This window comes from Paenibacillus sp. JNUCC 34 (assembly GCF_058269055.1).
In genome coordinates this window covers 5,988,569-6,012,033 of record NZ_CM177770.1, presented here as the reverse complement: position 1 = coordinate 6,012,033, position 23,465 = coordinate 5,988,569, and the positions used below count along the sequence as shown (strand labels likewise).

General features: G+C 48.2%; 24 protein-coding genes. 22 read left to right on the top strand and 2 right to left on the bottom strand.

Annotated features, from left to right (window positions below):
* Positions 1–86 precede the first annotated feature (86 nt).
* The 4 genes from AC2TF5_RS27755 to yabG all read left to right on the top strand — a co-directional run bounded on the left by AC2TF5_RS27755 (position 87) and on the right by yabG (position 3,925).
* Complete coding sequence (locus tag AC2TF5_RS27755) at positions 87–1,313, top strand: resuscitation-promoting factor (RefSeq protein ID WP_491300252.1); 1,227 nt, start codon at positions 87–89, stop codon at positions 1,311–1,313.
* Between the two features lie 118 nt (positions 1,314–1,431).
* Positions 1,432–1,983, top strand: coding sequence for a ribonuclease M5 (gene rnmV, locus AC2TF5_RS27750; protein ID WP_491300251.1), 552 nt, complete (start codon positions 1,432–1,434; stop codon positions 1,981–1,983).
* Positions 1,980–2,864 carry a 16S rRNA (adenine(1518)-N(6)/adenine(1519)-N(6))-dimethyltransferase RsmA gene (gene rsmA, locus AC2TF5_RS27745; RefSeq protein ID WP_491300250.1) on the top strand — a complete coding sequence of 295 codons (885 nt, stop codon included), beginning with the start codon at positions 1,980–1,982 and terminating at the stop codon, positions 2,862–2,864. The genes rnmV and rsmA overlap by 4 nt, the downstream gene beginning before the upstream one ends.
* A 167-nt stretch (positions 2,865–3,031) precedes the next feature.
* The gene (gene yabG / locus AC2TF5_RS27740; protein ID WP_491303031.1) at positions 3,032–3,925 is read left to right on the top strand and encodes a sporulation peptidase YabG; all 894 of its coding nucleotides are present in this window, start codon (positions 3,032–3,034) and stop codon (positions 3,923–3,925) included.
* Between the two features lie 117 nt (positions 3,926–4,042).
* On the opposite strand, the gene AC2TF5_RS27735 is transcribed toward yabG, so the two are convergent.
* Together AC2TF5_RS27735 and AC2TF5_RS27730 are read right to left on the bottom strand one after the other, a co-directional pair.
* Complete coding sequence (locus tag AC2TF5_RS27735) at positions 4,043–4,753, bottom strand: VOC family protein (protein ID WP_491300249.1); 711 nt, start codon at positions 4,751–4,753, stop codon at positions 4,043–4,045.
* A gap of 15 nt (positions 4,754–4,768) precedes the next feature.
* Complete coding sequence (locus AC2TF5_RS27730) at positions 4,769–5,155, bottom strand: MerR family transcriptional regulator (RefSeq protein ID WP_491300248.1); 387 nt, start codon at positions 5,153–5,155, stop codon at positions 4,769–4,771.
* 288 nt (positions 5,156–5,443) lie between these two features.
* On the opposite strand from AC2TF5_RS27730, the gene veg reads away from it, so the two are divergent.
* The 18 genes from veg to yabQ all read left to right on the top strand — a co-directional run bounded on the left by veg (position 5,444) and on the right by yabQ (position 23,456).
* Positions 5,444–5,719 carry a biofilm formation stimulator Veg gene (gene veg, locus AC2TF5_RS27725; RefSeq protein WP_208916761.1) on the top strand — a complete coding sequence of 92 codons (276 nt, stop codon included), beginning with the start codon at positions 5,444–5,446 and terminating at the stop codon, positions 5,717–5,719.
* 144 nt (positions 5,720–5,863) lie between these two features.
* Positions 5,864–6,046, top strand: coding sequence for a small, acid-soluble spore protein, alpha/beta type (locus AC2TF5_RS27720; protein ID WP_208916759.1), 183 nt, complete (start codon positions 5,864–5,866; stop codon positions 6,044–6,046).
* A gap of 189 nt (positions 6,047–6,235) precedes the next feature.
* Positions 6,236–7,090 carry a 4-(cytidine 5'-diphospho)-2-C-methyl-D-erythritol kinase gene (gene ispE / locus AC2TF5_RS27715; RefSeq protein WP_491300247.1) on the top strand — a complete coding sequence of 285 codons (855 nt, stop codon included), beginning with the start codon at positions 6,236–6,238 and terminating at the stop codon, positions 7,088–7,090.
* Between the two features lie 105 nt (positions 7,091–7,195).
* A complete protein-coding gene (purR, locus tag AC2TF5_RS27710; RefSeq protein ID WP_491300246.1) occupies positions 7,196–8,023 on the top strand; it encodes a pur operon repressor in 828 nt (275 codons plus the stop codon).
* Positions 8,024–8,206: 183 nt separating this feature from the next.
* Positions 8,207–8,491: a septation regulator SpoVG gene (spoVG, locus tag AC2TF5_RS27705; protein WP_006207419.1), complete on the top strand. Its 285-nt coding sequence runs from the start codon at positions 8,207–8,209 to the stop codon at positions 8,489–8,491.
* Positions 8,492–8,601: 110 nt separating this feature from the next.
* Positions 8,602–10,002 (top strand): bifunctional UDP-N-acetylglucosamine diphosphorylase/glucosamine-1-phosphate N-acetyltransferase GlmU, encoded by a 1,401-nt coding sequence (gene glmU, locus AC2TF5_RS27700; RefSeq protein WP_491300245.1) that lies wholly within the window; start codon positions 8,602–8,604, stop codon positions 10,000–10,002.
* 78 nt (positions 10,003–10,080) lie between these two features.
* The gene (locus AC2TF5_RS27695; RefSeq protein WP_208916751.1) at positions 10,081–11,034 is read left to right on the top strand and encodes a ribose-phosphate diphosphokinase; all 954 of its coding nucleotides are present in this window, start codon (positions 10,081–10,083) and stop codon (positions 11,032–11,034) included.
* A 474-nt stretch (positions 11,035–11,508) separates the two neighbouring features.
* Entirely contained in the window at positions 11,509–12,069 is a 561-nt protein-coding gene (gene pth / locus AC2TF5_RS27690) for an aminoacyl-tRNA hydrolase (RefSeq protein ID WP_491300244.1), read from the top strand.
* A gap of 127 nt (positions 12,070–12,196) precedes the next feature.
* Positions 12,197–12,427, top strand: coding sequence for an anti-sigma-F factor Fin (gene fin / locus AC2TF5_RS27685; protein ID WP_491303030.1), 231 nt, complete (start codon positions 12,197–12,199; stop codon positions 12,425–12,427).
* Between the two features lie 155 nt (positions 12,428–12,582).
* The gene (gene mfd / locus AC2TF5_RS27680; protein WP_491300243.1) at positions 12,583–16,110 is read left to right on the top strand and encodes a transcription-repair coupling factor; all 3,528 of its coding nucleotides are present in this window, start codon (positions 12,583–12,585) and stop codon (positions 16,108–16,110) included.
* Positions 16,094–17,176 (top strand): peptidylprolyl isomerase, encoded by a 1,083-nt coding sequence (locus AC2TF5_RS27675; protein ID WP_491300242.1) that lies wholly within the window; start codon positions 16,094–16,096, stop codon positions 17,174–17,176. The genes mfd and AC2TF5_RS27675 overlap by 17 nt, the downstream gene beginning before the upstream one ends.
* A 424-nt stretch (positions 17,177–17,600) precedes the next feature.
* Entirely contained in the window at positions 17,601–18,143 is a 543-nt protein-coding gene (spoVT, locus tag AC2TF5_RS27670) for a stage V sporulation protein T (RefSeq protein WP_491300241.1), read from the top strand.
* Positions 18,144–18,411: 268 nt separating this feature from the next.
* On the top strand, positions 18,412–20,097 hold the full coding sequence (locus tag AC2TF5_RS27665; RefSeq protein WP_491300240.1) for a putative polysaccharide biosynthesis protein: 1,686 nt from the start codon (positions 18,412–18,414) through the stop codon (positions 20,095–20,097).
* A gap of 96 nt (positions 20,098–20,193) precedes the next feature.
* Positions 20,194–21,708 (top strand): bifunctional methyltransferase/pyrophosphohydrolase YabN, encoded by a 1,515-nt coding sequence (gene yabN / locus AC2TF5_RS27660; RefSeq protein WP_491300239.1) that lies wholly within the window; start codon positions 20,194–20,196, stop codon positions 21,706–21,708.
* A gap of 165 nt (positions 21,709–21,873) precedes the next feature.
* Entirely contained in the window at positions 21,874–22,146 is a 273-nt protein-coding gene (locus AC2TF5_RS27655) for an HU family DNA-binding protein (RefSeq protein WP_208916736.1), read from the top strand.
* Complete coding sequence (locus tag AC2TF5_RS27650) at positions 22,146–22,424, top strand: RNA-binding S4 domain-containing protein (RefSeq protein ID WP_491300238.1); 279 nt, start codon at positions 22,146–22,148, stop codon at positions 22,422–22,424. The genes AC2TF5_RS27655 and AC2TF5_RS27650 overlap by 1 nt, the downstream gene beginning before the upstream one ends.
* Positions 22,425–22,608: 184 nt before the next feature.
* Entirely contained in the window at positions 22,609–22,890 is a 282-nt protein-coding gene (yabP, locus tag AC2TF5_RS27645; protein WP_106769539.1) for a sporulation protein YabP, read from the top strand.
* Positions 22,887–23,456 (top strand): spore cortex biosynthesis protein YabQ, encoded by a 570-nt coding sequence (gene yabQ / locus AC2TF5_RS27640; RefSeq protein ID WP_491300237.1) that lies wholly within the window; start codon positions 22,887–22,889, stop codon positions 23,454–23,456. Before yabP ends, yabQ begins: the two co-directional genes overlap by 4 nt.
* Positions 23,457–23,465: the final 9 nt, after the last annotated feature.

The following is a 23,465-nucleotide window of genomic DNA, read 5'->3' as shown; positions in this document are numbered from 1 at the left end:
GGGCACCCTGTGAGACAATTTGCTATAGTCACGTCAAATGCATCATGCGTTACCTAGACGGCGGGACTATGAAGGAGGATGACATAGTGGGCGTTATTCAACCAGAAGAGACCCATGAATCACAATCATCCAGCATGTCTTACGCATTACGATGGAAGCATGAGAATTTGCGTCACCTAATGCTGGCCGCCATTGGCGCCATCGCAATTACAGTGCTCGTACTGCTGATTGTTCACAATCAGGCGAGCAAAGAAATTCACCTTGTGGTTGACGGCCGTGTCACCACAGTGGAAACCCGAGAGGCTATGCTTCATGAAGTGCTGGATGAGCATGCCATCTCCCTGAAGCCGCAGGATGAGGTTTCCATGCCGTTAAACGGTGTACTTCAGGATGGAGATCGAGTATTTATTAAACTCGCAGTACCTGTAAAAGTGACTGCAGACGGCAAAGTAAACACAATATTTACTACCCAAGATACGGTTGGAAATGTACTTAAGGAAACAGGCATTTCAATCAAGGGCGAAGATATAATAAATCCTTCCCTGGACACGGAAATTACCGACAAAGCAGACATTCGCGTCGTTCGCGTCACGAAACAAACGGTTAAGCAAACTGAAAACCGCTCTTTCCGTGTCATCAAAACGGCAGATCCTTCGCTTGTGAAGGGCGATAACCGGGTGATTCAAAGTGGTAAGCCGGGCATTGTGGTTAATCATGTTGAGAAAGTCTATGAGGATGGTAAGCTTGTTTCAAAAAATGTAATAGGCAAAGAGGTACAGCGTAAGACGAAGGATAAGATTATTGCAGTCGGCACGAAAAAAGTAGTAGTGCCTGAAGCACCTGTTATTGAAACTGCATCTGCTGACAAAACCACGACTGGGAATGCTACCGTGAGAACGGCAGCAGCCAAGGAATCGAGTCCAGAGAAGCCAGCAGTTAAGGCGGTATCCGAAAAGGTTAAAGTTAACAATGTGGTTTCCAGAGCCGGAGTTGACTTCGAATATAAAAAAGTACTAAACAATGTTTCTATGACAGCTTATTCCGCCGAACAGGAAGGCATCGGGACCAATACAGCTTCCGGTACACGCGTAACGGAAGGACGTACGATTGCGGTGGACCCGAGTGTGATACCAATCGGTTGGTGGGTATATATTGAAGGCGTGGGCTTCCGCCGTGCAGAAGATACCGGCGGTGCCATTAAAGGCAACAAAATTGATGTCTATTTTAATTCTTTAAAATCGGCATACAAATTTGGGCGTAAAAGCGGGCATACCGTTTATGTGATTGGCCCTGTGAAACCAGAGCTCAATTAACGCATGAATTCCGTTTTACATTGCCATGCTAATGCTATACTATTTAATTAATATTAATGTGATGCTAAGAAGAGGATAATTATCCTCTTCTTTTGTTTTGGGAAGGAAGAAACAGGGAATGATCAAAGAAGTCATTGTCGTGGAGGGCCGGGACGATACAGTAGCAGTGAAGCGGGCTGTTGAAGCAGACACGATTGAAACCGGAGGATCGGCCATTAACAGCCGAATACTGAAACGAATTGCATTAGCGCAAGAACGGCGCGGAATCATTATTTTAACCGATCCGGACCATGCCGGAGAGCGGATCCGCAAGATTATCGACGCTAAGGTCCCTGGCTGTAAGCATGCCTTCATTCCGGAAGCCGATGCAACGCGAAAAGGAGATATCGGGGTGGAGAATGCATCGCCGGAGGCGATTCGCCATGCGCTGGAACGATTGCATACGTCATTTGAAGGATCGGAAAGCCTCATTGGGCTGGATGATCTGATTGAAGCGGGGCTGATTGTGCACCCGCAGGCTGCAGCGAGACGGATGACGATGGGCAACCTGCTCGGCATTGGATACTGTAACGGCAAACAGTTTCATAAACGGCTGGCCATGTTTCAAATATCACATGAAGAATTCGCAGCAGCGCTCGCTCAGCTGGAAGAGGGAGGTACAGAGCTATGACACGGATTGAGGATATTTCAACCCCGAGGAGAACGAAGGAGATTATACATCGTCATGGCTTCTCGTTTAAGAAGAGTCTTGGACAAAACTTTCTCATCGATCAAAATATACTGTACAAGATTGTAGAGGCAGCCGACCTGGATAAGGAAAAAGGCGCACTGGAGATCGGCCCCGGCATCGGAGCTTTAACAGAGAAGCTGGCACAGACCGCAAACAAAGTTACAGCGGTGGAGATCGATCAGCGACTTATTCCAATATTACAAGAGGTACTTGAGCCGTATCCCAATGTAAGAGTGCATCACGGGGACGTGCTTAAGGTGGACTTGCACGAGCTGTTTCGCGATCATTTCAGCGGAGTGTCCAAGGTCAGCGTTGTAGCCAATCTGCCTTACTATGTAACGACACCGATATTGATGAAGCTGCTGGAAGAGAAGCTGCCGCTCGAGAACATTGTGGTCATGATTCAAAAAGAGGTTGCGGTACGCATGGCAGCCTCCCCAGGCAGCAAGGATTACGGCAGCTTGAGTATCGCAGTCCAATATTATAGTGAGCCGAAGCTGGTGTGTACGGTTCCCCATACCGTCTTTATCCCCCAACCGAATGTAGAGTCAGCCGTCATTCGTCTGAAGGTGCGGGACAAGCCTCCCGTTGAGGTCGATGACGAGAAACACTTCTTCGAGGTTGTGCATGCTTCATTCGCTCAACGTCGTAAGACGATAGCGAACAATTTGAAGAGTCGCTTTTTCCCGGGAGAGGGACGTGAGCGGCTAGAGCAGCTGCTCCAGGAGGCTGAAATTGAGCCTTCACGACGCGGTGAGACCCTTAGCATCGAAGAATACGCCCGGCTGAGCAGCGTGCTTCTGAGGGCTGGAGTACGATAGATACGAATGCGTTCTACGGACGAGGCAATGGAATCGTGCAGCTTCAAAGAGAATCACCTAAACAGAGATCTAAAAAGCAGCCCTAAAAGGCTGCTTTATTAATTCCTTCTCAATCATGAACCAATCCCCGCATTCGCCCATAGGATAGAGGCAGGGGGGATGTTGTGATGAATTATGGAGACTTGGTCGTTCGTAAATCGTACGGCGGCGATGTAACGTTCCGGGTGGATGGTGTGCGGCAGAACACAGCCATTATTAAGGGAACGGACTTTCGGCTGCTGGCGGACTCGCCCCTTGGGGATCTGATACGTGTACCGCATCCCACGATAAGCGAACGGACGAAGCAGGCGCAGATCAAAGCAAACGAGTCGCTATCCCGCCTGCAAAAGGATCGGCAGGAGCAGAGTGAGCGGCATTTGGCCGATCTGCGAACCGAATGGGGAACCAGTGAAAAGGGATATTTCGACGTGCCCGGCAAGGTGCTGCATTTAGATGGAGATCCCCATTATTTAGAAAAGAGCTTAACCTTGTACAATCAGCTTCGTGTTCCAGCCGAAGGTTATCATGTTAACGAATCATCTATGGCTGAGGCCTTATATCGAATGCTGCCGCGTGTCCGGCCAGATATTGTTGTTATTACCGGGCATGATGGTGTGCTGAAAAGACGTCGATCTCATGATTTGTATAGCTTGGACAATTATAAAAATTCGCAAAATTTTGTGAAGGCGATTCAGATCGCAAGGCAGTATGAACGTAATCTGGACACCCTTGTTGTTGTGGCCGGTGCGTGCCAATCGCATTTTGAAGCACTCTTGCAGGCAGGAGCGAATTTTGCGAGCTCTCCGGGACGGATACTTATTCATGCCTTAGATCCGGTCTATGTGGCTGCTAAAACGGCATATACGTCCATGCGTGAGACGGTGAACATGAACGACGTGTTTCACAACACCATCAGTGGCAGCCAGGGGGTAGGGGGCATTGAGACCCGAGGAAGCTATCGGATTGGACTTCCTCGTCTCAATGACTTATCTACGCTTAAAGTGACTCCATCGGTCAGCTAGAGCCTTCCAAGGTAGCCTTGCCGGGTAAATTGAACAGGTTCTCCTTAAAAATAGCCGCAGGAACAGATCTTCTGTTCTTGCGGCTATTGTAGTTGTACACTACATACCAAATACGTCCTAACCTAAATATGTAACGTCTATTCCATGTTCAGAGCAATGAATTCGATACGTTGCTTCTTCCTTTTCAATGACGATTGTGTGAAATCCTGTATCTTCAGGCCGATCTGTATGCTGCAGTGACAACCATCCGCGATCAAGCAACAATTTCTGATTGCTGTGACCACTTTCTGATGCAATTGGAGCACTCAATTGATAGGCAGCCTTATAGGCTGATATATCTCGTTCTATATCCGTTGTATTGAGCTCTACTCCAGCCAAATGGTATGGGGTAGGCCAAGTGCGCGAATGCTCGTATTCGATCAGCCAAGGCATGTGGAATCCTAGAAAAGCTGTCTTGAATTTTATAAATGAACCATCCTCAAGTGGTGCTTGTTGTACCGTTGGTCCCAAATAGGTAACGCCCTGATTGTTTGCTTCGTTTACAAAGGCCTGTAACCCGCCCGTTACTTCCCAAGCTACTCCGAAAATCCCTTCCCGTTGTTCCGCATACGAGGCAAATGCAGTGCCCAGAGGAGTTGTCCGGGCTGCATAGGCATCTTTCAGTGAAATGAGTTCAATAAATCCAGTTCCCAAGTAAGCAATCTGTCCAATCGTTCCAGGGAAAGGGACGACGGGATCCGAAAATACAATTCCCGTTGCTTCTTGAATATTGTTTACCGTAGTATGCAAATTCTGTACAGCAACTGTTACATGATCAAGATGAATCATTTGTCAGCCTCTTTTCTAAGGTTGGATGATGTATGTGTTCCGTTGCCGCTGCTTCCAGTGCTCTACCATCTTTTCTAGCTCGACTTCTGCTTCCCTCAAAAGGGCAAGTTGTTGCCTAACATCAGCTAGACGCTGCTCATAAAATGCGATGGCACACCCCGCTTGCTTGTCACTACTGTGTTCAGGAAAGCCCTCACATTGTTGGAATAGTTGTGCTAGTTCATCCGTGCTCACACCTAGCTTAAGATAGAGCTGGATTTTGCGAACCCGTTCCACGTCCATTTCACTATAATTGCGGTATCCATTATCTGTTCGGGATGGTGACAGCAGATGCTTCTGTTCATAGTAGCGCAATGAGCGAAGGCTCACACCGGTTGCCATAGACAACTCACTAATATGCATGTTGGTACCAACTCCTTCATTACGGCCGTAAGTTTATCTTAAAGGATAACATGATGTGAAGGTCAATACAGAATCGGAAAAAGACGCTGGCAACATAACACGCAAATGAATAAAATGTGCATATTTCGTGTCGGTTTTACGCATAATAACGGTTCTACGCTCGATATATAAAGGTCCAAAAAAAATTCGTTGACAAGATAATTTTAATGCTGATATAATTAATGTTTTTGGTTTGACAAATGATTGGCAATTAGTTATAATGGACAAGGAAAGAGGTGGTCGTCGACAATGGCTAAAAATGCGCTGTTGGAAATCAAACGCAGTTTGGATGCTCATCTTGGGCAAAAAATTACGTTGCGGGCAAACGGTGGTCGCCGTAAGACCGTAGAGCGTACTGGTGTTTTGGAAGAAACGTACCCTTCTGTTTTCATTGTAAAGCTGGATCAAGACCAGCAAACCTTTAAACGAGTGTCTTATAGTTATGCGGATGTGTTAACCGAAACGGTGGAAATCATGGTTTTGGACGATGACTGCCAACTGCGTATAACCTATATCAAGTCATAACTTTATGTAATGCAGAACAGCTTCCGTATTAACGGGGGCTGTTTTTTGTTGCCATGTGAATGATGGGAATGAGGCCTGCTCCAAAGCGCATAATAAGGAGGGTCAAAGCCATCATCACCACATTCACAAGGAGGTCGAATACGAATGAGCCGGAGAAGACGGAGTATTATGTCGGAAGAACTGAAGAACGAGCTTGCTAAAGAGCTGGGATTCTACGATACGGTGCAAAAAGAAGGCTGGGGCGGTATTAAAGCCAGTGATGCCGGGAATATGGTTAAAAAGGCAATTGAACTTGCGGAACGAGCTGCCCGCCAGTCTGACCGTTAATAATCTGGAGAGTTTACAGGGGGCTTCCCAATGCGGAGGCCCTTTTATCTTACGTCCATTTATTCGCATTTATTTACGCATGGAAAATGACTTCAACGCATCGGTTTGTTAATATAAAGTCAATTAGAAGTTTTTCCTGTAATGTGTTAAGTTGTGCTTATGGGAAAAGCTAAGGATAGGTGAACGTTCTTGAAAATATACGAAAAAGCGCCTGCTAAGATCAATTTGATGCTGGACGTACTTCATAAAAGACCCGACGGTTTCCACGAAGTGGAGATGGTCATGACGATGATCGATCTGGCAGACCGGCTGGAGATGTCTGAGCAGCTTCGAGATACGATCATCATCACTAGCCAGGCGGGCTATATACCGCTTGATGAGAAGAACTTGGCCTTTCAGGCAGCTAAACTCATCAAGGAGCGTTATGACGTCCGTAAAGGCGTACATATTCATCTGGACAAAAAAATACCTGTTGCTGCCGGTCTGGCAGGCGGAAGCAGTGATGCTGCGGCCACGCTACGTGGCCTGAACCGTCTTTGGGATCTGAACATACCGCAGGAAGAGCTGTTATCTCTGGGAGCAGAGCTGGGCTCTGACGTGCCCTTCTGTGTTACGGGCGGATCTGCACTGGCGACAGGTAGAGGGGAAGTTCTGACCCCTGTTCCAAACCCTCCCCAATGCTGGGTTGTCGTGGCGAAACCGCCGATTAATGTGTCTACAGCGGAAGTGTACGGTCGTCTGCGTAGTGACAATATACAACAACACCCGTCCGCTAAGGATATGGTGTCAGCTCTGGAATCGGGCAACTTTCAGGAAATGTGCCGGTCACTCGGTAACGTGCTGGAAGAGGTGACACTGAAGATGCATCCGGAAGTGCAGCAGCTAAAAGAAGCTATGTTAAAGCTTGGCGCTGATGGAGTGCTCATGTCTGGAAGCGGGCCAACTGTGTTTGGCCTTGTGTCTAAAGAGTCCAAGGTCGCTCGAATTTATAATGGTTTGAGGGGCTTTTGCAAAGAAGTTTATGCGGTTAGACTTCTTACGTAACAATATCAAGAGCTGATTACCGGGTTAGGAACTTCTGACCTTGTGGAAAGACGTACAAAAGTGATATATTTACAATATAATATTCGGATTTAGCGAGGAACTCATGTGAAAAAATTAAAACGAAGCGAACGATTAGTCGACATGACTCAATATTTATTGTCTGAACCCCATACTTTGATTCCACTGACTACGTTCGCTGAACGTTACGGAGCAGCCAAATCCTCCATCAGTGAGGACTTGGGGATTATCAAGGAAGTGTTTGAAGACGAAGGAATGGGCGAGCTGCAGACGCTTGCCGGAGCAGCTGGGGGTGTGAAGTACATTCCAAAGCTGCGGAAGGACCACGCACTCTCTTTTGCACAAGAATTGTGCCGTAAGCTGCAGCAGTCCGACCGGATACTACCTGGCGGCTATCTATATATGTCTGATCTTCTGGGAGAGCCCTCCCTGATGAACGAAGCTGGCAAAATATTCGCAACCGTCTTTGCGGATCGTGACATTGATGTCGTTATGACGGTCGAGACGAAAGGAATCCCACTTGCCTATGCGACAGCTGCTCAACTGAATCTGCCGGTTGTTCTTGTACGTCGTGACCATCAGGTGACCGAAGGTTCGGCTGTGAGCATCAACTACGTCTCCGGATCTCATAAGAGCATCCATACGATGTCCCTCTCTCGTAGAGCGCTCAAAGAACGTTCACGCGTTCTTATAGTGGATGATTTTATGAAAGCTGGCGGTACAATCCAAGGAATGGTGGATCTGCTTGCTGAATTCAATGCGGAAGTGGCAGGAGTCGGAGTGCTTTTGGAATCAGGTGTGGTTGAGTCGGAGGAACGACTACTGCAGGATTACATTTCTCTGGCCCGTCTCTCGGATGTGGATTCCAAGAGTAAGATGATTACCGTAAATCCCGGAAATTATTTCGAAAAATAGGACTGACGGTATTTGTCGATATAATAGCGTTTTCAAGCGAATGGGCACGAAGTCTGTCGAAAATATCACATTCTAAAAAAAATTCCTGAATTTAGGACATTTTATACAATAAAAAAGAAGGAATTCGGTTTGCTATGTGGAATTATACACCAAGTCTCTGATGGAAAAAGGTGGTGAACACATATGCAAATTACGGATGTCAGACTCCGCCGTGTTAACTCTGAGGGGAGAATGAAAGCAATCGCATCCATTACCATCGATAATGAATTTGTCGTTCACGACATTCGCGTCATCGACGGAAACAATGGAATGTTTGTTGCAATGCCGAGCAAGCGCACTCCAGACGGAGAGTTCCGCGACATTGCCCATCCGATTTCTTCCGGTACCCGCGAGAAGATTCAGTCCGCTGTATTGGCTGAGTACGAACGTGCTGCTACTGAAGAAGAAGTCATTGAAGAAGGCGCTTAAGATTCACAATTGGGGTTCAAGGAAAAGAGAGCCATACTCATGGCTCTCTTTTCTTTTTTTCTAGAATGAGATATATTCAGTAGTGAGTTCAAGAGGAGGAGGCAGGGCCCTTGAAAAGATTGGCTATTGTGCTCGCCGCTGGGCAGGGCAAACGAATGAAATCGAAACTATATAAAGTTCTTCACCCCGTCTGCGGGAAACCGATGGTGGGTCACGTATTGCGAACGGTTGATCAGGTACGCTGCGAACGCAGTGTTGTGGTTGTTGGCCATGGAGCGGAAACAGTTCGTTCTTATCTGGGAGATGCGGCGGAATATGTGCTGCAAGAAGAACAGCTTGGAACCGGCCATGCCGTGAAACAGGCAAAAGATCTTCTGGGCAGTGAACAAGGTTCGACGATTGTCATTTGCGGAGACACACCGCTAGTCACACCCGAGACACTGGAAGGCTTGCTGGAGCTGCACGAGAACAGCAAAGCTGCCGCAACCGTGCTGACGGCTCATATGGACAACCCTAAAGGCTACGGACGGGTTATCCGGGGCGAAGAAGGCAACGTGCTGCGTATAGTGGAGCAGAAGGACTGTAGTCCTGAGCAAGACGCTGTGTGTGAGATTAATACAGGCACGTATTGTTTTGACAATGCTAAGCTGTTTGACTCGCTAGAAAAAGTAACGAACCAAAACGCGCAGCAAGAATATTATTTAACCGATGTCATCGGTATCATGAAACAAGCCGGCGAAACGGTACTGGCTTATCAAACTGACGATCAAGCCGAATCCATCGGAGTTAACGACCGCATGGCCTTGTCGCAAGCTGAGGGCTATATGAGGGAACGTATAACACGTCGTCATATGCTGAACGGGGTAACGATAATTGATCCTGCTTCCACATATATTGGAGCCGATGTGACGATAGGCGCAGACACGGTTCTATATCCGGGTACAATATTAAAAGGGAATACCGTTATCGGCGGGGAGTGTGAGATCGGACCTAACAGTGAAATCGAAGATTCGGTTATTGCGGATGGAGTGTCTGTAAAGTACTCAGTCCTCTGCCAAGCCGAAGTTGGCGAGAGCTCAACCGTAGGGCCGTTCGCTTATTTGCGTCCTGGTTCCAAACTGGGTGAGCACGTGAAGGTCGGCGACTTCGTTGAAGTGAAAAACTCAACGATTGATAACGGATCAAAAGTGTCCCACTTGAGTTATATTGGAGATGCAAAAGTCGGCAAGAACGTTAATGTCGGTTGTGGTGCGATAACGGTGAACTATGATGGTTATAATAAATCCGTTACCGAAATTGAGGATGATGCTTTTGTTGGCAGCAACGTTAATTTGATTGCGCCGGTTAAGGTTGGTAAAGGCGCGTTTATCGTAGCTGGCTCCACCATCACTCAATCCGTACCGGAGAATAATTTGGCAATAGCAAGACAACGTCAGGAAAATAAGCCCGGTTACGCCGAAAAAATCCGGGCACAAGCAAAAGCAAAGAAGAACAGTCAGTCACAATCTTAATTGCTGTCCTCCCTTAAGCGAAGAAGCGGTGATCGGGCAGCCTAATTTCAATGAACCAGCACGGAGGGTTTCTATTCTATGACTTATCTTGATTCTAAATTGAAAATTTTCACTTGTAATTCCAACCCAAAGCTAGCCCATCAAATTGCCGATTATATCGGAATTCCGATGGGGGAGTCCCATACAACAAGCTTTAGCGATGGTGAGATCCAAGTAAAGCTCTCCGAAAGCGTCCGCGGCTGTCATGTATATATCGTGCAGTCTACCTGTGGACCGGTCAATGATAACCTGATGGAGCTTCTGGTTATGGTTGACGCACTGAAGCGTGCATCCGCGAAGAGTATCAATGTGGTCATTCCTTACTATGGATACGCTCGTCAGGACCGTAAAGCGCGTTCCCGGGATCCAATTACCGCGAAGCTGGTTGCCAATCTTATTGAAAAGGCCGGCGCCCATCGTGTCATCACCATGGATTTGCACGCGATGCAGATTCAAGGCTTCTTCGATATTCCGGTAGACCATCTTCTCGGTGTTCCGATCATTGCTCAATATTTCCGTTCGAAGCAAATTGAGAACCCGGTGGTCGTATCACCAGACCATGGTGGTGTAGTTCGTGCCAGAAAGCTAGCTGACTTTCTGAATGCTCCGCTTGCGATCATTGATAAACGACGTCCAGAACCGAACGTTAGTGAAGTCATGAATATTATCGGAAATATCGAGGGCAAAACGGCGATCCTGATCGATGATATCATCGACACGGCTGGAACGATTTGTCTCGGCGCTAACGCATTGATGGAAGGCGGCGTAAAAGAAGTATACGCATGCTGTACGCACCCGGTACTTTCCGGTCCAGCGATGGAGAGATTGGAAAATTCCCCGCTTAAGGAAGTTATTGTGACGGACACAATTCCGATTACACATGATAATCCGAGCAGCAAGCTGACGGTATTGTCAGTTGCTCCACTCATGGGTGAAGCGATTATTCGTGTCCATGAAGAATTGTCCATCAGCAAGCTGTTCGAGATTGAATAATATTTGCTATAACGTACAGGGTTACGTTTCCTTCTTCAGGAAATGTAACCCTTGTCCGCTATAGCGGCATTTTGATAGAGATGGTAGATAATAGATAGAGAAACCGTTTACAATTATACTTGCGGGCAATCAGTACCCAGGACGTGAGATGAAGGTAAAAGAGCTTTGGTTATACAAAGTTCCTTCGACTTCTACAAAATGAGCGTCAACAGCCGTGATAAGGCCAACTTCCATATGACATCCCTGCTCGTACACCTGCACCGGGATTGCGTGCTTCATGTGGTATTGAAAGTGGCTTTGATGCGTCAATCTCTGTTCATAATTTTTCAATGCTGGTCCACCTTCTTATGTGAGGGTATAGATTAAGGGGTCTGATTAGCGCAAGCTGCGTTGCCCCGAATGATTGTGTTGTTCATATTGTACTCAGAAAGCTGCAAAGAAGAAAGTAAAATTACGGAAAGGAATTACAATGAAATGAAATGGATTGTCGGATTGGGCAACCCTGGTCCAGCTTATGAGAAGACGCGCCACAATGTCGGGTTTATGGCACTTGATGCTTTAGCGGAGCGTCATGGGATGAAATTTAATCATAGCAAATCCAAATCGGTGATCGCAGAAGGCTTCATCGGAGGCAAGAAGACCGTTTTGATTAAACCAATGACATTTATGAATCTGTCAGGGGAAGCTGTACGTGCGTTTATGGATTACTATAAAGTCGATTTGGAAGATATGATTGTTGTATATGACGACCTGGATACTGCTGTTGGAAAAATTCGTCTGAGATACCAAGGCAGCGCAGGCGGACATAACGGCATCAAATCGATTATTCAGCATACAGGAACCCAAACGTTTAATCGGGTAAGAATGGGGATATCACGCCCTGAACCGGGATTTGCTGTAGTCGATTACGTGCTGGGGAATTTCCTTAAAAATGAACGTGACCTGTTAAAAAGTATGATAGAAGTAACCTGTGATTCTCTCGAATATAGTCTTGACCATACTTTTGAACAGACGATGCAAAAATTTAACGGTTAAGCTGCCGTTTCCGCCACCTCATTGATCTAACCAGCTAAATGGCAAGAAAACGTCCGCAGGACAGACCGTCTGAAAGGACCTTAAGCCGGGCATACTGAAGGTATAAAAGACCTTCAGGAGGCATATGATGGCGATAAATTATATCTGCAGACACTGTCGGACATTTCAGGGCCAGATTGAATCGAGCGAGATTTCAGAGTCTCAGCTTGGATTCGATTCCTTGACCCCCGAGGAACGCAAGGATATAATAGCGTATGATTTTAACGGAGATATTACCGTACGAGTGACCTGCGAACATTGCAGGGAAGCACTGGAAACTCATCCGGAGCTCAGTCTGTTGGCCAATCCTCTTCAGTAGGATGATCACCTTGAAAATCAGTCACATGATGTAACGTAAGACGGACGTAACGCGGTTAACAGAGGCCGCGATTTAGCCTTGGCAGTTTGCTGAGGCTTCTTTTCGATTACACATTTTCCATAAATTTATTCGTTTGCATAAGAGAGGTGCCCCTTTTGTTACAAGCACTTATAGACGTCTTTTCGGAAGATTCGGACTTTAAGTCCATTGCGGCCGGTACATCGGCCGGCATGAGAGAACAGCTGATCTCAGGTCTATCTGGTTCGTCTCGGCAAATCTTGATGGCTGCATTGTATCAGAACCAGCAGCGTCCGCTACTGGTGATTACGCACAATATGTTCTCAGCGCAAAAGATTGCGGATGACCTTCAGGAGGCACTGTCTGCAGACCAGGTGCTGCTGTATCCGGCCAATGAATTGGTGGCAGCGGAATCAGCAGTTTCAAGCCCAGAGACCCTCGCTCAGCGGATTGATGTATTGCACCGCTGTGCTCGTGGCTTCCGGGGTGTTGTTGTTGCGCCGTTGTCCGGTGTGCGCCGTCTGCTTCCGGCCACGGAAGTAATGGCCGATGCCCGGATTATATTAAACGATGGCGGAACGCTTGAGCTAGAATCTTTTTTAAGCCGGATGATCGAGCTTGGGTACGAGCGTGTGGAGCGAGTGGAAAGTCGCGGCGAAATGAGCGTGCGTGGTGGGATTATCGATTTTTATCCAATGACTTCGGCATTTGCTTATAGAGTAGAGCTGTTTGACGAGGACATTGATTCCATCCGTACTTTTGATCCTTCCGACCAGCGCTCGATTGATAAGGTCAAAGAAGTGATTATTACGCCTTGCAAAGAAATAATTGCAGATACGGAGCGTTTGAGCCGTGCGGCAGATATCATCTCAAAAATGCTAGAGACCCAGCTGGAAAGAATGACTGACAGGCAGGCAAAGCTTAGATTGCGTGAGGAAATTAACCGTGAGATGGAAATGCTACGGGAGCGTGTCTATTTCCCAGAAATTTATAAATACATTTCACTGCTTTATCCGGAAAAAACGCATTTATATGATTACATGCCTGAAGACACACTGCTTATTATGGATGAACCAGCACGTCTTCTTGAAACGGCCAGGCAGTTGGAACGAGATGAGGCCGAATGGAATTTGCATTTGATGCAAAACGGCAAGTCCTTGCCAGATCTGCCGCTGTCACTCGACAGTGACGAGGTGATGTATCAGCATCGGTTCCAGACATTGCTCATTTCGATATTTTTGCGTCAAGTTCCAAGAATCCAGCCCCAGAACATCGTCAACTTTATTACCCGGGGCATGCAGGACTTCCACGGGCAGATGAACGTGCTTAAGGCCGAGATGGAACGCTGGCACAAAACCGGTGTGAAAGTCATGATGATGGCTGGCGGACCGGATCGTATGGATCGGATGAAACGTGTTCTTAACGATTATGGTATTGACGAGCCTGTAATGCTTGAGGGAAGCCTACAGAACGGCTTTGAGATGCCTTCGGTTCATGCTGCGATTATTACCGAAGCAGAAATGTTCTCTCAGAAGCAGCGGAAAGTACGCAAAACGAACAAAAACATGGATAACGCCGAACGGATCAAAAGTTACACGGAGCTTAAAGTCGGCGACTACGTCGTGCATCAAAATCACGGTATCGGTAAGTATATGGGGATCGGAACGCTTGAAATTAACGGCATTCACAAGGATTATATGCATATCCTCTATGCCGGAAGCGACAAGCTGTCCGTACCGATCGAGCAGATTGACCTCATTCAGAAATATGTGGGCTCTGAGGATAAGGAGCCGAAGATTTATAAGCTCGGCGGCAATGAATGGACCCGTGTTAAGAACAAGGTCCGCTCGTCCGTTCAGGACATTGCGGATGATCTGATTAAGCTGTATGCTGACCGTCAATCCGCACCTGGATACGGCTTTGAGAAGGATACAACGGAGCAGCAGGAGTTCGAGGATTTGTTTCCTTATGATGAAACCCATGATCAGCTCAGGGCCATTGGGGAGATCAAGAAGGATATGGAACAGAACCGTCCGATGGACAGACTTCTCTGTGGCGATGTCGGTTACGGTAAAACCGAAGTTGCGGTCCGTGCTGCTTTTAAAGCGGCTATTGAAGGCAAGCAGGTGGCTGTACTTGTACCGACGACGATTTTGGCTCAGCAGCACTATGAGACGTTCCGGGAGCGGTTTGCCAATTATCCGATCAACATTCAGGTGTTGAGCCGGTTCCGCAGCCGTAAGGAACAGAATGAGACCATCAAGAAGGTGAAGCAGGGAACGGTCGATATATTGATCGGTACACATCGCCTTTTGTCACAGGATCTCGTATTTAAAGATCTGGGTCTGCTGATTGTCGATGAGGAGCAGCGGTTTGGCGTAACCCACAAGGAGAAGCTAAAGCGTCTTAAGACGAATGTAGACGTGCTGACGCTGACGGCGACCCCGATTCCGCGTACGCTCCATATGTCGATGCTCGGTGTGCGCGATTTGTCTGTCATTGAGACTCCGCCGGAAAACCGTTTCCCGGTGCAGACGTATGTTGTTGAGCACAGTCAGACTCTTGTGAGAGAGGCAATTGAGCGGGAGCTGGCGCGCGGAGGACAAGTATATTATCTTTACAACCGGGTACAGGGTATACAGGAAATGGCCGCCCAAATCTCCATGCTTGTTCCAGAGGCTAGGGTGGGGGTAGGCCACGGCCAAATGTCTGAAACTGAACTGGAGAAGACCATTCTGGACTTCTTGGACGGTGAATATGACGTACTTGTAAGCACGAGCATTATTGAGACGGGTGTAGACATTCCGAATGTGAACACCCTGATTGTTCATGATGCGGACAAAATGGGACTATCCCAGTTGTATCAGCTGCGCGGCCGGGTTGGTCGTTCCAATCGGATTGCTTATGCTTACTTCACATACCAACGCGACAAGGTGCTGACTGAAGTAGCTGAAAAGCGGCTCCAGTCTATCAAGGAATTCACGGAGCTCGGCTCCGGCTTCAAAATCGCGATGCGCGACTTATCCATTCGTGGAGCGGGAAATCTACTCGGTGCCGAACAGCACGGATTTATCGCCTCCGTCGGCTTTGATCTGTATTCGCAGATGTTGGCCGAAGAAATTCAGAAACGTAAAGTAAGCATGTTGGGTGAGCAGGTAGTTCCCTCCCAAGACTGGAATACCTCCATTGATCTTGGAATTGATGCTTATTTGCCATCGGATTATATCTATGACAGCATTCAGAAGATTGAGATATACAAGAAAGTGGCAGTCGTGGCCTCATTCGATGAAGCGGCTGAGCTTGAAGATGAGCTGCTTGATCGATTCGGCGAGCTGCCACAGGCGGTTCAAAATCTGCTTGCGGTTTCGCGTCTGAAAGTGTTCGGGCGGATGTACGGAATAGATTCTATCTCTCAGCGCGGAGACGATGTGCTTTTGCAGTTCTATGAAGGACAGGATAAGGTAATTAATACAACTCAGCTTGCGCAAGTTGGAAATCTGTTCGAAAGACGTGTACAATTTGAACAGGGCCAAAACATGCTGATTCGTCTTAAGGGCAAAGGCCTTTCGGATCAACAGTTGCTGGAACTGCTGGAGCAGTTTCTTGAGGCTGCCAAGGAGCCATTCAACAGGAAGGGAGATTTACAAAATGCCGTCAAGAAATAAAAAGGCATGGAAAACATTTATCGTATCGCTTACTGCGGTAATATCCATGTCGGTTCTCGCTGCATGCGGGAACGACACTAATAATAAAGAACCACAGAAGGACGACAGCAAAATCGTAGTTAAATACAAGGGTGGGGAAATTACCGAGAAGGAATTCGAGCTGGAACAGCGAGTGATGCAGTTCATGTCTCCGGAATACGCCCAATTCCTGCAGATGGACCAATTCAAAGAGTATTTGGCCAAGCAGGGAGTTACTTACGAATATCTTTACTCCAAAGCTGGTGATGAGGCGAAGAAAGCGGCCGAAAAACAGGCGGATGATATGGTGAAGCAGTACAAAACCGCGATGGGTGATGAGGAGTTCAAAAAAGCCCTCGATGATCAAAAGCTGACGGAGCAGGATTTTAAGAATTACATGCTTCGTGTCATGACAGTGATGGAGGATCAGAAGAACAAGGTGACGGAAGAGGATATCAAGAAGGAGTTCGAGAGCAATAAATTGGACTACTCCATAATTAGTGTCCGCCATATTCTGATCGGCTTTACAGATCCCGAAGGCGAGGAGCGCAAGGAAGAAGATGCTTTAAAACTTGCTAAAGAGGTTAAATCTAAACTGGACAAGGGTGAGGATTTTGCCAAGGTTGCAAAGGAGTATTCCGAGGATCCGGGCTCCAAGGATGAAGGTGGCCTGTATGAGAACAAGGAAGCCCGTACCTGGGTTACCCAGTTCAAAGAACAGGCACTGACGCTTCCGCTGAACAAAATCAGTGACCCTGTTGAGACAGATTACGGTTACCATATCATGAAGGTTGAAAGCCGTAAGGAAGTCACGTATGACAAGCTGAGTGATACCCAGAAGGAAAGCATCCATAACGAACTGGCTTCGGCCAAAGTCGACACGTTCATGAAAAATGAGCTGAACGATCTGATTGAAGAAATGGATCTTCCAAAGAGTGAGACTCCTGCTACTGAAGGTGAGGACAAGGAAACTCCTGCAACAGACGAAGGAACAAAAGACGGCAATCAAACAGAAGACAGCAAGAAAACGGAAGATACCGGGAAATAAGGAAGCGGACAAGCTAGCTTAGGATAGCAGGCTCAGCCCCGTGTTTTTTCACAGTCAATCCACTATGTCTATAGTCAGTCATCCGATGAAAAAACAAAATCGCGCAGATGAGGATCGGTTTCCAGCTGACCCTTCATTCATGCAGTTTAACCTGTATCTTGGGCTAGCTACGTTTTTGAGGTGTTAAAGGAAGTCGAAAGATCCATAGCGCGGGTATTGCGTTATGGATCTTTTTGCCCGATATCCGTGCTGGCTCAATAAGGAAACGATTATTTCGCAACCAATATAGGACTGAGCATGTATAAGGATATGGGAAAGGATGAATACTATGGTCAGACATTACACTTATATACCTGGGGACATCCTCTTCCCGTACCGATCAGTAGTTGAAAAATCTTCTTAAGAAAGTGGGGCAACATGTTAAATGAAAGCTACTGGAATCGTCCGCCGTATAGATGACCTCGGACGTGTGGTCATCCCAAAAGAAATTAGACGCACACTGCGTATCCGTGAAGGAGATCCGCTTGAGATTTTTGTTGACCGGGATGGAGAAGTAATTCTAAAGAAATACTCTCCGATCGGGGAACTGGGAGACTTCGCGAAGGAGTATGCCGAATCTTTGTATGAAAGTACAGGTCACATCACGATCATCTCCGACCGCGATACATTCATCGCTGTAGCCGGGGGATCCAAGAAAGAATATTTGGACAAGCAGATCGGTAACCTGCTCGAAAACTGTATGGAAAACCGCAAGACTGTGTTGGAAACGAACAAAGGCACATATGAGATCAGTAAAGATACACCTGAGGAATTTTCCTGCTTTGTAGTGGCTCCGATTGTTACAGGTGGAGATCCGATCGGTAGCGTGCTGCTGCTGAATAAAGACGAATCGGTTACGATGGGCCAGATGGAAGTGAAGATGGCTGAAACAGCCGCTGCATTTCTTGGCAAGCAGATGGAGCAATAAGATTAAGACGCTTCTTTCCGCATAGAAGTAACTACTCCCGCTGATCTTCGGACCATATCGGTCCGAGGCAGGTGGGAGTTTTTTTGATGAGATAAGAAAGTATATGTTCGGACCGCCTATGGATCAGTGGTGACAGGGTTAGTTACCTTAGGGATACGTGCGGAAATGAATGTCAACTAGTCTAATTTTGAGTCTGTGTTCCGGTTCCGGTTATAATGGGATATCAAAGGACCTGTTAAACAGGAGAGGCAAGGAATGGTTACAGACGATGAAACCTACTGAATCAGGATCAAGGCTTCTTCAAGGGGCATTTATTCTCAGCGCAGCAGCGATTGGCTCCAAGCTGATCGGTACACTGCAAAAAATACCGCTGCAAAACATGGGCGGCGATGCTGTTTTCGGCATTTATAATACGGTTTACCCTTTATACATGATGATCATTACGATAGCTGCGGCCGGATTCCCGGCGGCTCTATCGAAATATGTGGCTGAATATGAGGCAGCGGGACGGCGGGAAGACAGCCGGAGGATGCTTCGTGTATCGACTGCCGTCCTTGTCTTGTTCGGTCTTATATTGGGAGCGGCTATGTATTTCGGCGCTCCACAGCTCGGAGCATGGATCGGAGATGATCATGTCGTACCTGCACTTCGCAGCGGGGCACTAGCCTTGGCCTTTGTGCCGTGGATGGCGCTTCTGCGGGGATATTTTCAGGGGCTACACAACATGGTACCGACAGCGGTGTCGCAGATTGTGGAGCAGAGCGTACGTGTGGCTGTCATGATCGTTCTTCTGCTGTATATGATAGGTGCAGGGGCAGGTGTTGATGAGATTGCAGCCGGTGCGCTGTTCGGATCAGCTGCAGGTGGTGCGGCAGGATTGCTTGTGATGGCATTCTACTGGCGTAAACATGCCTCTTCGCGGAGAACAATGATTGTGGGGGAAGAGCCGGAAGGCAGCGGCCCCCGTGCAGCAGAACAGCATCACCATACAGTTCAGCTGCCTGCAGCGCGGGAAGGGTATGGCCAAATGCTTCGGCGTCTGGCTGTCTACGCGATACCCATATGCTTAAGCGCACTTGCTGTGCCGCTAATCGGCCTCGTAGACACGTTTACAGTACCCAGATTGCTGAAAGACACCAGTCTGCCGGCTGAGGCTGTGATGGCCGAATTTGGTGTATATAACCGGGGTCTACCTCTTGTGCAGCTTGTGACTATGATGGCTACCTCACTGTCAGTATTGTTTATTCCTGCCTTGGCGGAAGCTAAATTTAAAGGAGAGAGTGGGCGAGTGGTCAACCAGTGCCGCCTAGCGCTGCGTTGGTTCTGGCTGTTTGGACTTGCAGCATCCGTTGGTCTGGCTGTACTGGCCGAACCGATCAACATTATGCTGTATCAGGATACGGAAGGTAGCAGCGTTATGCGCTGGATTTCCTTCACGGCAGCTGGCGGCACGGTTAGCATTATCTCAGCGGCGTTATTACAGGGCGTTGGCATCGTCAGGGCTCCGGCTATCCATCTGCTGGCGGCAGCTCTGATTAAGCTAGGGCTTAACCTACTGCTTGTGCCTGAGTGGGGCATTACCGGCGCAGCCATTGCCGGCGTGGCCGCGCATTTCGTCGCCGCTGCGCTGAACGTGGCCATGCTGGTTCGCTCTATCGGCGTCCGGCTTCGTGCCGTAAACCTGCTTGCTAAGCCCGCGTTTATGCTCGCGGGGCTGGCGCTGGCCGCCTGGGGCGCTGCTAGCGCGGCCAGCGGCATACTTGCAGCGTCTGGCTTTGCCCCGGGCCGCATAAGCGCCGCGGCCGCAAGCCTGGCCGGTGTCGTGGCCGGAGGCGTCGCCTTTCTGGTAGGCGCCGCGCTCACGAAGCTCCTCACAGAGGAGGAGCTTCTCATGCTGCCGAAGGTCGGCAGACCGCTGGCAGCGATGCTCAAGGCGATGCGTGTGATGCGCTGATGAGTGGCCCGGCGTGAGATGTTTTTTCGTCTGTGGTATAGTAGTGTACGACAAACACCGCCCTTGCTAAGGCGGACGAAGAGCGGAGGAAGTTTTATGAGTGCAGCCATCACGGTTGTCGGTCTCGGTTCGGGCAATCCGGACAGGCTGACCTTAGGCATTATGAAAACATTACAGCGCGCAGCCAAGGTGTATGTGCGCACCTTATCGCACCCGGTTATTTCGGCACTGGAAGAGTTGGGTGTAAAGATGGAATCATTCGACCAGGCCTATGAGAGCCATGACACGTTTCCAGAGGTTTACGATTACATCGCTTCTACGTTAATCCAAACATCTCAGGCGGAAGGCGACGGCAGTGAGATTGTCTACGCAGTGCCTGGTCACCCTATGGTGGCGGAGGCGACTGTAAAGCTGCTTCGGGAGCGATGCCCGAAGCAGAACATACCTCTGACGGTGCTGGGTGGAGAAAGCTTCCTCGACGAGGCCTTCGTCCGCCTTGGATTTGATCCAATTGAAGGCTTTCAGCTGCTGGATGCCGCCGAACTTCGCAGCAGTCTCATTCAGCCGCAACTTCATACGCTGATCGGCCAAGTGTATGATATGTTTACTGCATCAGAGGTTAAGCTCGCACTGATGGAAATATATCCGGATGAGTATGAGGTTATTGTAGGACATGCGCTTGGTGTGGAAGGGGAAGAGTCCATTGTCCGCATTCCGTTGTACGAACTGGACCGCATCGAGGGGTACGGAAACCTGTCGCTGGTCTACGTGCCCCGCAGCGATGACGATCAGCTTCGTCACCGGACCTTTGCCCGGCTTCACGAAATCGTCGGCATTCTTCGAAGTCCCGAGGGTTGCCCTTGGGACCGGGATCAGACCCATGAGTCCATCCGTAAGAACCTGATTGAAGAGACATACGAGGTTCTGGAAACGATTGATGAGGATGACCCTGAGCATATGCAAGAGGAGCTTGGCGATTTGCTCCTTCAAGTTTTGCTGCACGCTCAGATGGAGGAGGAACTCGGTACGTTTACGGTCTATGACGTGATTCAAGGCCTGAACGACAAGCTGATTTTCCGCCATCCTCATGTGTTCGGCGAGAACTCCGCCAAGGACGCGGAGGCTGCTCTACAGAACTGGGAGCAGATGAAGGCAGAAGAGAAGCGGCGCAAGGGACTTGATCCGGAAAAGGCATCTGCATTGGACGGTATTCCCCGTGATCTACCTGCGCTGATGAAAGCCTACAAGCTGCAGAAGAAAGCATCTAAAGTCGGTTTTGACTGGGATGATATCAACGGTGTGTTTCAAAAAATCGAGGAAGAACTTGCCGAACTCCGCGAAGCGGTAGCCGAAGGGCAGTCGTCGGATGAACAGGCGCTTGAGCTTGGCGATTTACTATTTGCCGTAAGCAATGCGGCCCGGTTTATCCAAGCGGATCCGGAGGAAGCTTTGTCGAGAACAAACCGGAAGTTTGTTACAAGATTCCGATATATCGAAGAACAGCTGGAAGCACAGGGTAAGACGGTACATGACAGCACGCTCGATGAGATGGAAGTTTTGTGGCAATCGGCCAAACAAATTTCGTCACCTGATGGCGGCAACCAGCCGTGAAAAAACATATTTTTTCTCGCAAAAAATAAAAAAATAGGGTGTTGCGGCAGGAATTCAGTAAGGAATCCAGAATATCCAAATAAGGTGAATCGCGGCTTATGCTGCTGATCTACTGCCAGCAATACGGAATCTTTTACTTTTCTGATAATTGGGAGGATTTAATTCATGAACAAAACAGATCTAATCAACAACATTTCCAGCAAAAGCGGATTGACTAAAAGAGACGTAGAGAACGTCCTGAACGGTTTCCTTGGCGAAATCACAGACGCCCTTGCTAGTGGCGACAAAGTACAATTGATCGGCTTCGGTACATTCGAAACCCGCAAACGTGCAGGTCGCACGGGCCGTAACCCGCAAACAGGCAACACTATCGAAATTCCTGAGTCTAACGTTCCTGCATTCAAAGCGGGTAACAAACTTAAAGAAGCTGTAAAGTAATGCGTGTCGATAAATTCCTTAAAGTATCGAGGTTAATCAAACGGCGTACCGTAGCGAAGGATGTATCGGATCAAGGACGGGTGCTGATCAATGGCCGTGAGGCCAAACCAAGCAGTACAGTCAAGGTGGGCGACGAGATCACGGTCCAATTTGGCCAGAAGCTGGTCACAGTCCGCGTCGAGCGTCTTGCCGAGACGACCCGTAAAGATGAGGCTGCAAGCCTTTATGCCTTGGTTAAGGAAGAACCGATCGCCAAAGATAACGGGTTGGACTGGTAAGATCAATCTGCTTACAAAGCACTCTCTCACGAATGTGAGGGGGTGCTTTTTTGTTCTCACAGAAACACTCATCGTCATTTGAGAAGGGAGAGGAAGCTGTTTATACTTGTTCGAAAAGGTATAGCCGCAGTTCTAAAGACAGGCTACATCCCATAAGCTATTTTTAAAAGGAGGGGTACATGCCATGATCGACCAAGGGAAGGGTAAACATCATGACCTGCGGATGCAAAACCGTAAGCAGCTCGACATAACCGGCGTCCAAAATGTGGAGAGCTTCGACAGTGAAGAGTTTTTGCTACAGACCGAACTCGGGCATCTGACCATCCGGGGGCAAAATTTACATATTAAGAATCTCAGCCTGGAAGAGGGGCTGCTGTCTATTGAAGGACTGGTGCATTCCCTCATCTACCTGAATCCCGGATCCCAGGCTAAAAATAAAAGCCTCCTCGGTAAGCTGTTTAAATGAATCCGCATATCCAATGGATAACGCTGCTCTGGATGCTCTTCTCCGGAGCAGCTATGGGACTGGCCTATGACAGCTACCGGGTGCTGGCAGGCCAGCTCCGTTTTCCCAGATGGTCGCAGCATGCGCTGGACCTTGTCTACTGGATCGCAGCCGCGTTGTTTGTATTCAGGATGCTGTATGTTACCAACTACGGCCAACTGCGCTTTTATGTGTTTGTAGGACTCTTTTTAGGGGTTTGGATCTATTTTTTATTATGGAGTGTTATAACTAAGCGTTTTGTGGTAATGTTAATTCAGGTGGCAAAACGCTTGCTGTCGGTTTTAATGACAATGTTTCGTATATTGGTCTGGAATCCGATCAAGGGTATCCTGAACCTGCTAAAAGGTCTGTTCAAACTTCTATGGAGATTGGTCATGTTCCTTTTACGCATGGTACTGCGATGCTTGTTGCCTTTTTGGAGTCTTCTGAAATGGATGCTGAGGCCGATCACATCACGTATAGTGATGCCGGTGTGGTGCAAGCATGTGGCGGACAAGGTTATAAAGGCGTGGAAGCGCTGGTTTTAGGAGGAATGA

What these genes read in the sequence shown, in the direction of transcription:
- rnmV (WP_491300251.1), top strand. Translation starts at nt 1,432, where the DNA reads ATGATCAAAGAAGTCATTGTCGTGGAGGGCCGGGACGATACAGTAGCA.
- rsmA (WP_491300250.1), top strand. Translation starts at nt 1,980, where the DNA reads ATGACACGGATTGAGGATATTTCAACCCCGAGGAGAACGAAGGAGATT.
- yabG (WP_491303031.1), top strand. Translation starts at nt 3,032, where the DNA reads ATGAATTATGGAGACTTGGTCGTTCGTAAATCGTACGGCGGCGATGTA.
- AC2TF5_RS27735 (WP_491300249.1), bottom strand. Translation starts at nt 4,753, where the DNA reads ATGATTCATCTTGATCATGTAACAGTTGCTGTACAGAATTTGCATACT.
- AC2TF5_RS27730 (WP_491300248.1), bottom strand. Translation starts at nt 5,155, where the DNA reads ATGCATATTAGTGAGTTGTCTATGGCAACCGGTGTGAGCCTTCGCTCA.
- veg (WP_208916761.1), top strand. Translation starts at nt 5,444, where the DNA reads ATGGCTAAAAATGCGCTGTTGGAAATCAAACGCAGTTTGGATGCTCAT.
- AC2TF5_RS27720 (WP_208916759.1), top strand. Translation starts at nt 5,864, where the DNA reads ATGAGCCGGAGAAGACGGAGTATTATGTCGGAAGAACTGAAGAACGAG.
- spoVG (WP_006207419.1), top strand. Translation starts at nt 8,207, where the DNA reads ATGCAAATTACGGATGTCAGACTCCGCCGTGTTAACTCTGAGGGGAGA.
- AC2TF5_RS27695 (WP_208916751.1), top strand. Translation starts at nt 10,081, where the DNA reads ATGACTTATCTTGATTCTAAATTGAAAATTTTCACTTGTAATTCCAAC.
- pth (WP_491300244.1), top strand. Translation starts at nt 11,509, where the DNA reads ATGAAATGGATTGTCGGATTGGGCAACCCTGGTCCAGCTTATGAGAAG.
- fin (WP_491303030.1), top strand. Translation starts at nt 12,197, where the DNA reads ATGGCGATAAATTATATCTGCAGACACTGTCGGACATTTCAGGGCCAG.
- AC2TF5_RS27675 (WP_491300242.1), top strand. Translation starts at nt 16,094, where the DNA reads ATGCCGTCAAGAAATAAAAAGGCATGGAAAACATTTATCGTATCGCTT.
- spoVT (WP_491300241.1), top strand. Translation starts at nt 17,601, where the DNA reads ATGAAAGCTACTGGAATCGTCCGCCGTATAGATGACCTCGGACGTGTG.
- AC2TF5_RS27665 (WP_491300240.1), top strand. Translation starts at nt 18,412, where the DNA reads ATGAAACCTACTGAATCAGGATCAAGGCTTCTTCAAGGGGCATTTATT.
- yabN (WP_491300239.1), top strand. Translation starts at nt 20,194, where the DNA reads ATGAGTGCAGCCATCACGGTTGTCGGTCTCGGTTCGGGCAATCCGGAC.
- AC2TF5_RS27655 (WP_208916736.1), top strand. Translation starts at nt 21,874, where the DNA reads ATGAACAAAACAGATCTAATCAACAACATTTCCAGCAAAAGCGGATTG.
- AC2TF5_RS27650 (WP_491300238.1), top strand. Translation starts at nt 22,146, where the DNA reads ATGCGTGTCGATAAATTCCTTAAAGTATCGAGGTTAATCAAACGGCGT.
- yabP (WP_106769539.1), top strand. Translation starts at nt 22,609, where the DNA reads ATGATCGACCAAGGGAAGGGTAAACATCATGACCTGCGGATGCAAAAC.
- yabQ (WP_491300237.1), top strand. Translation starts at nt 22,887, where the DNA reads ATGAATCCGCATATCCAATGGATAACGCTGCTCTGGATGCTCTTCTCC.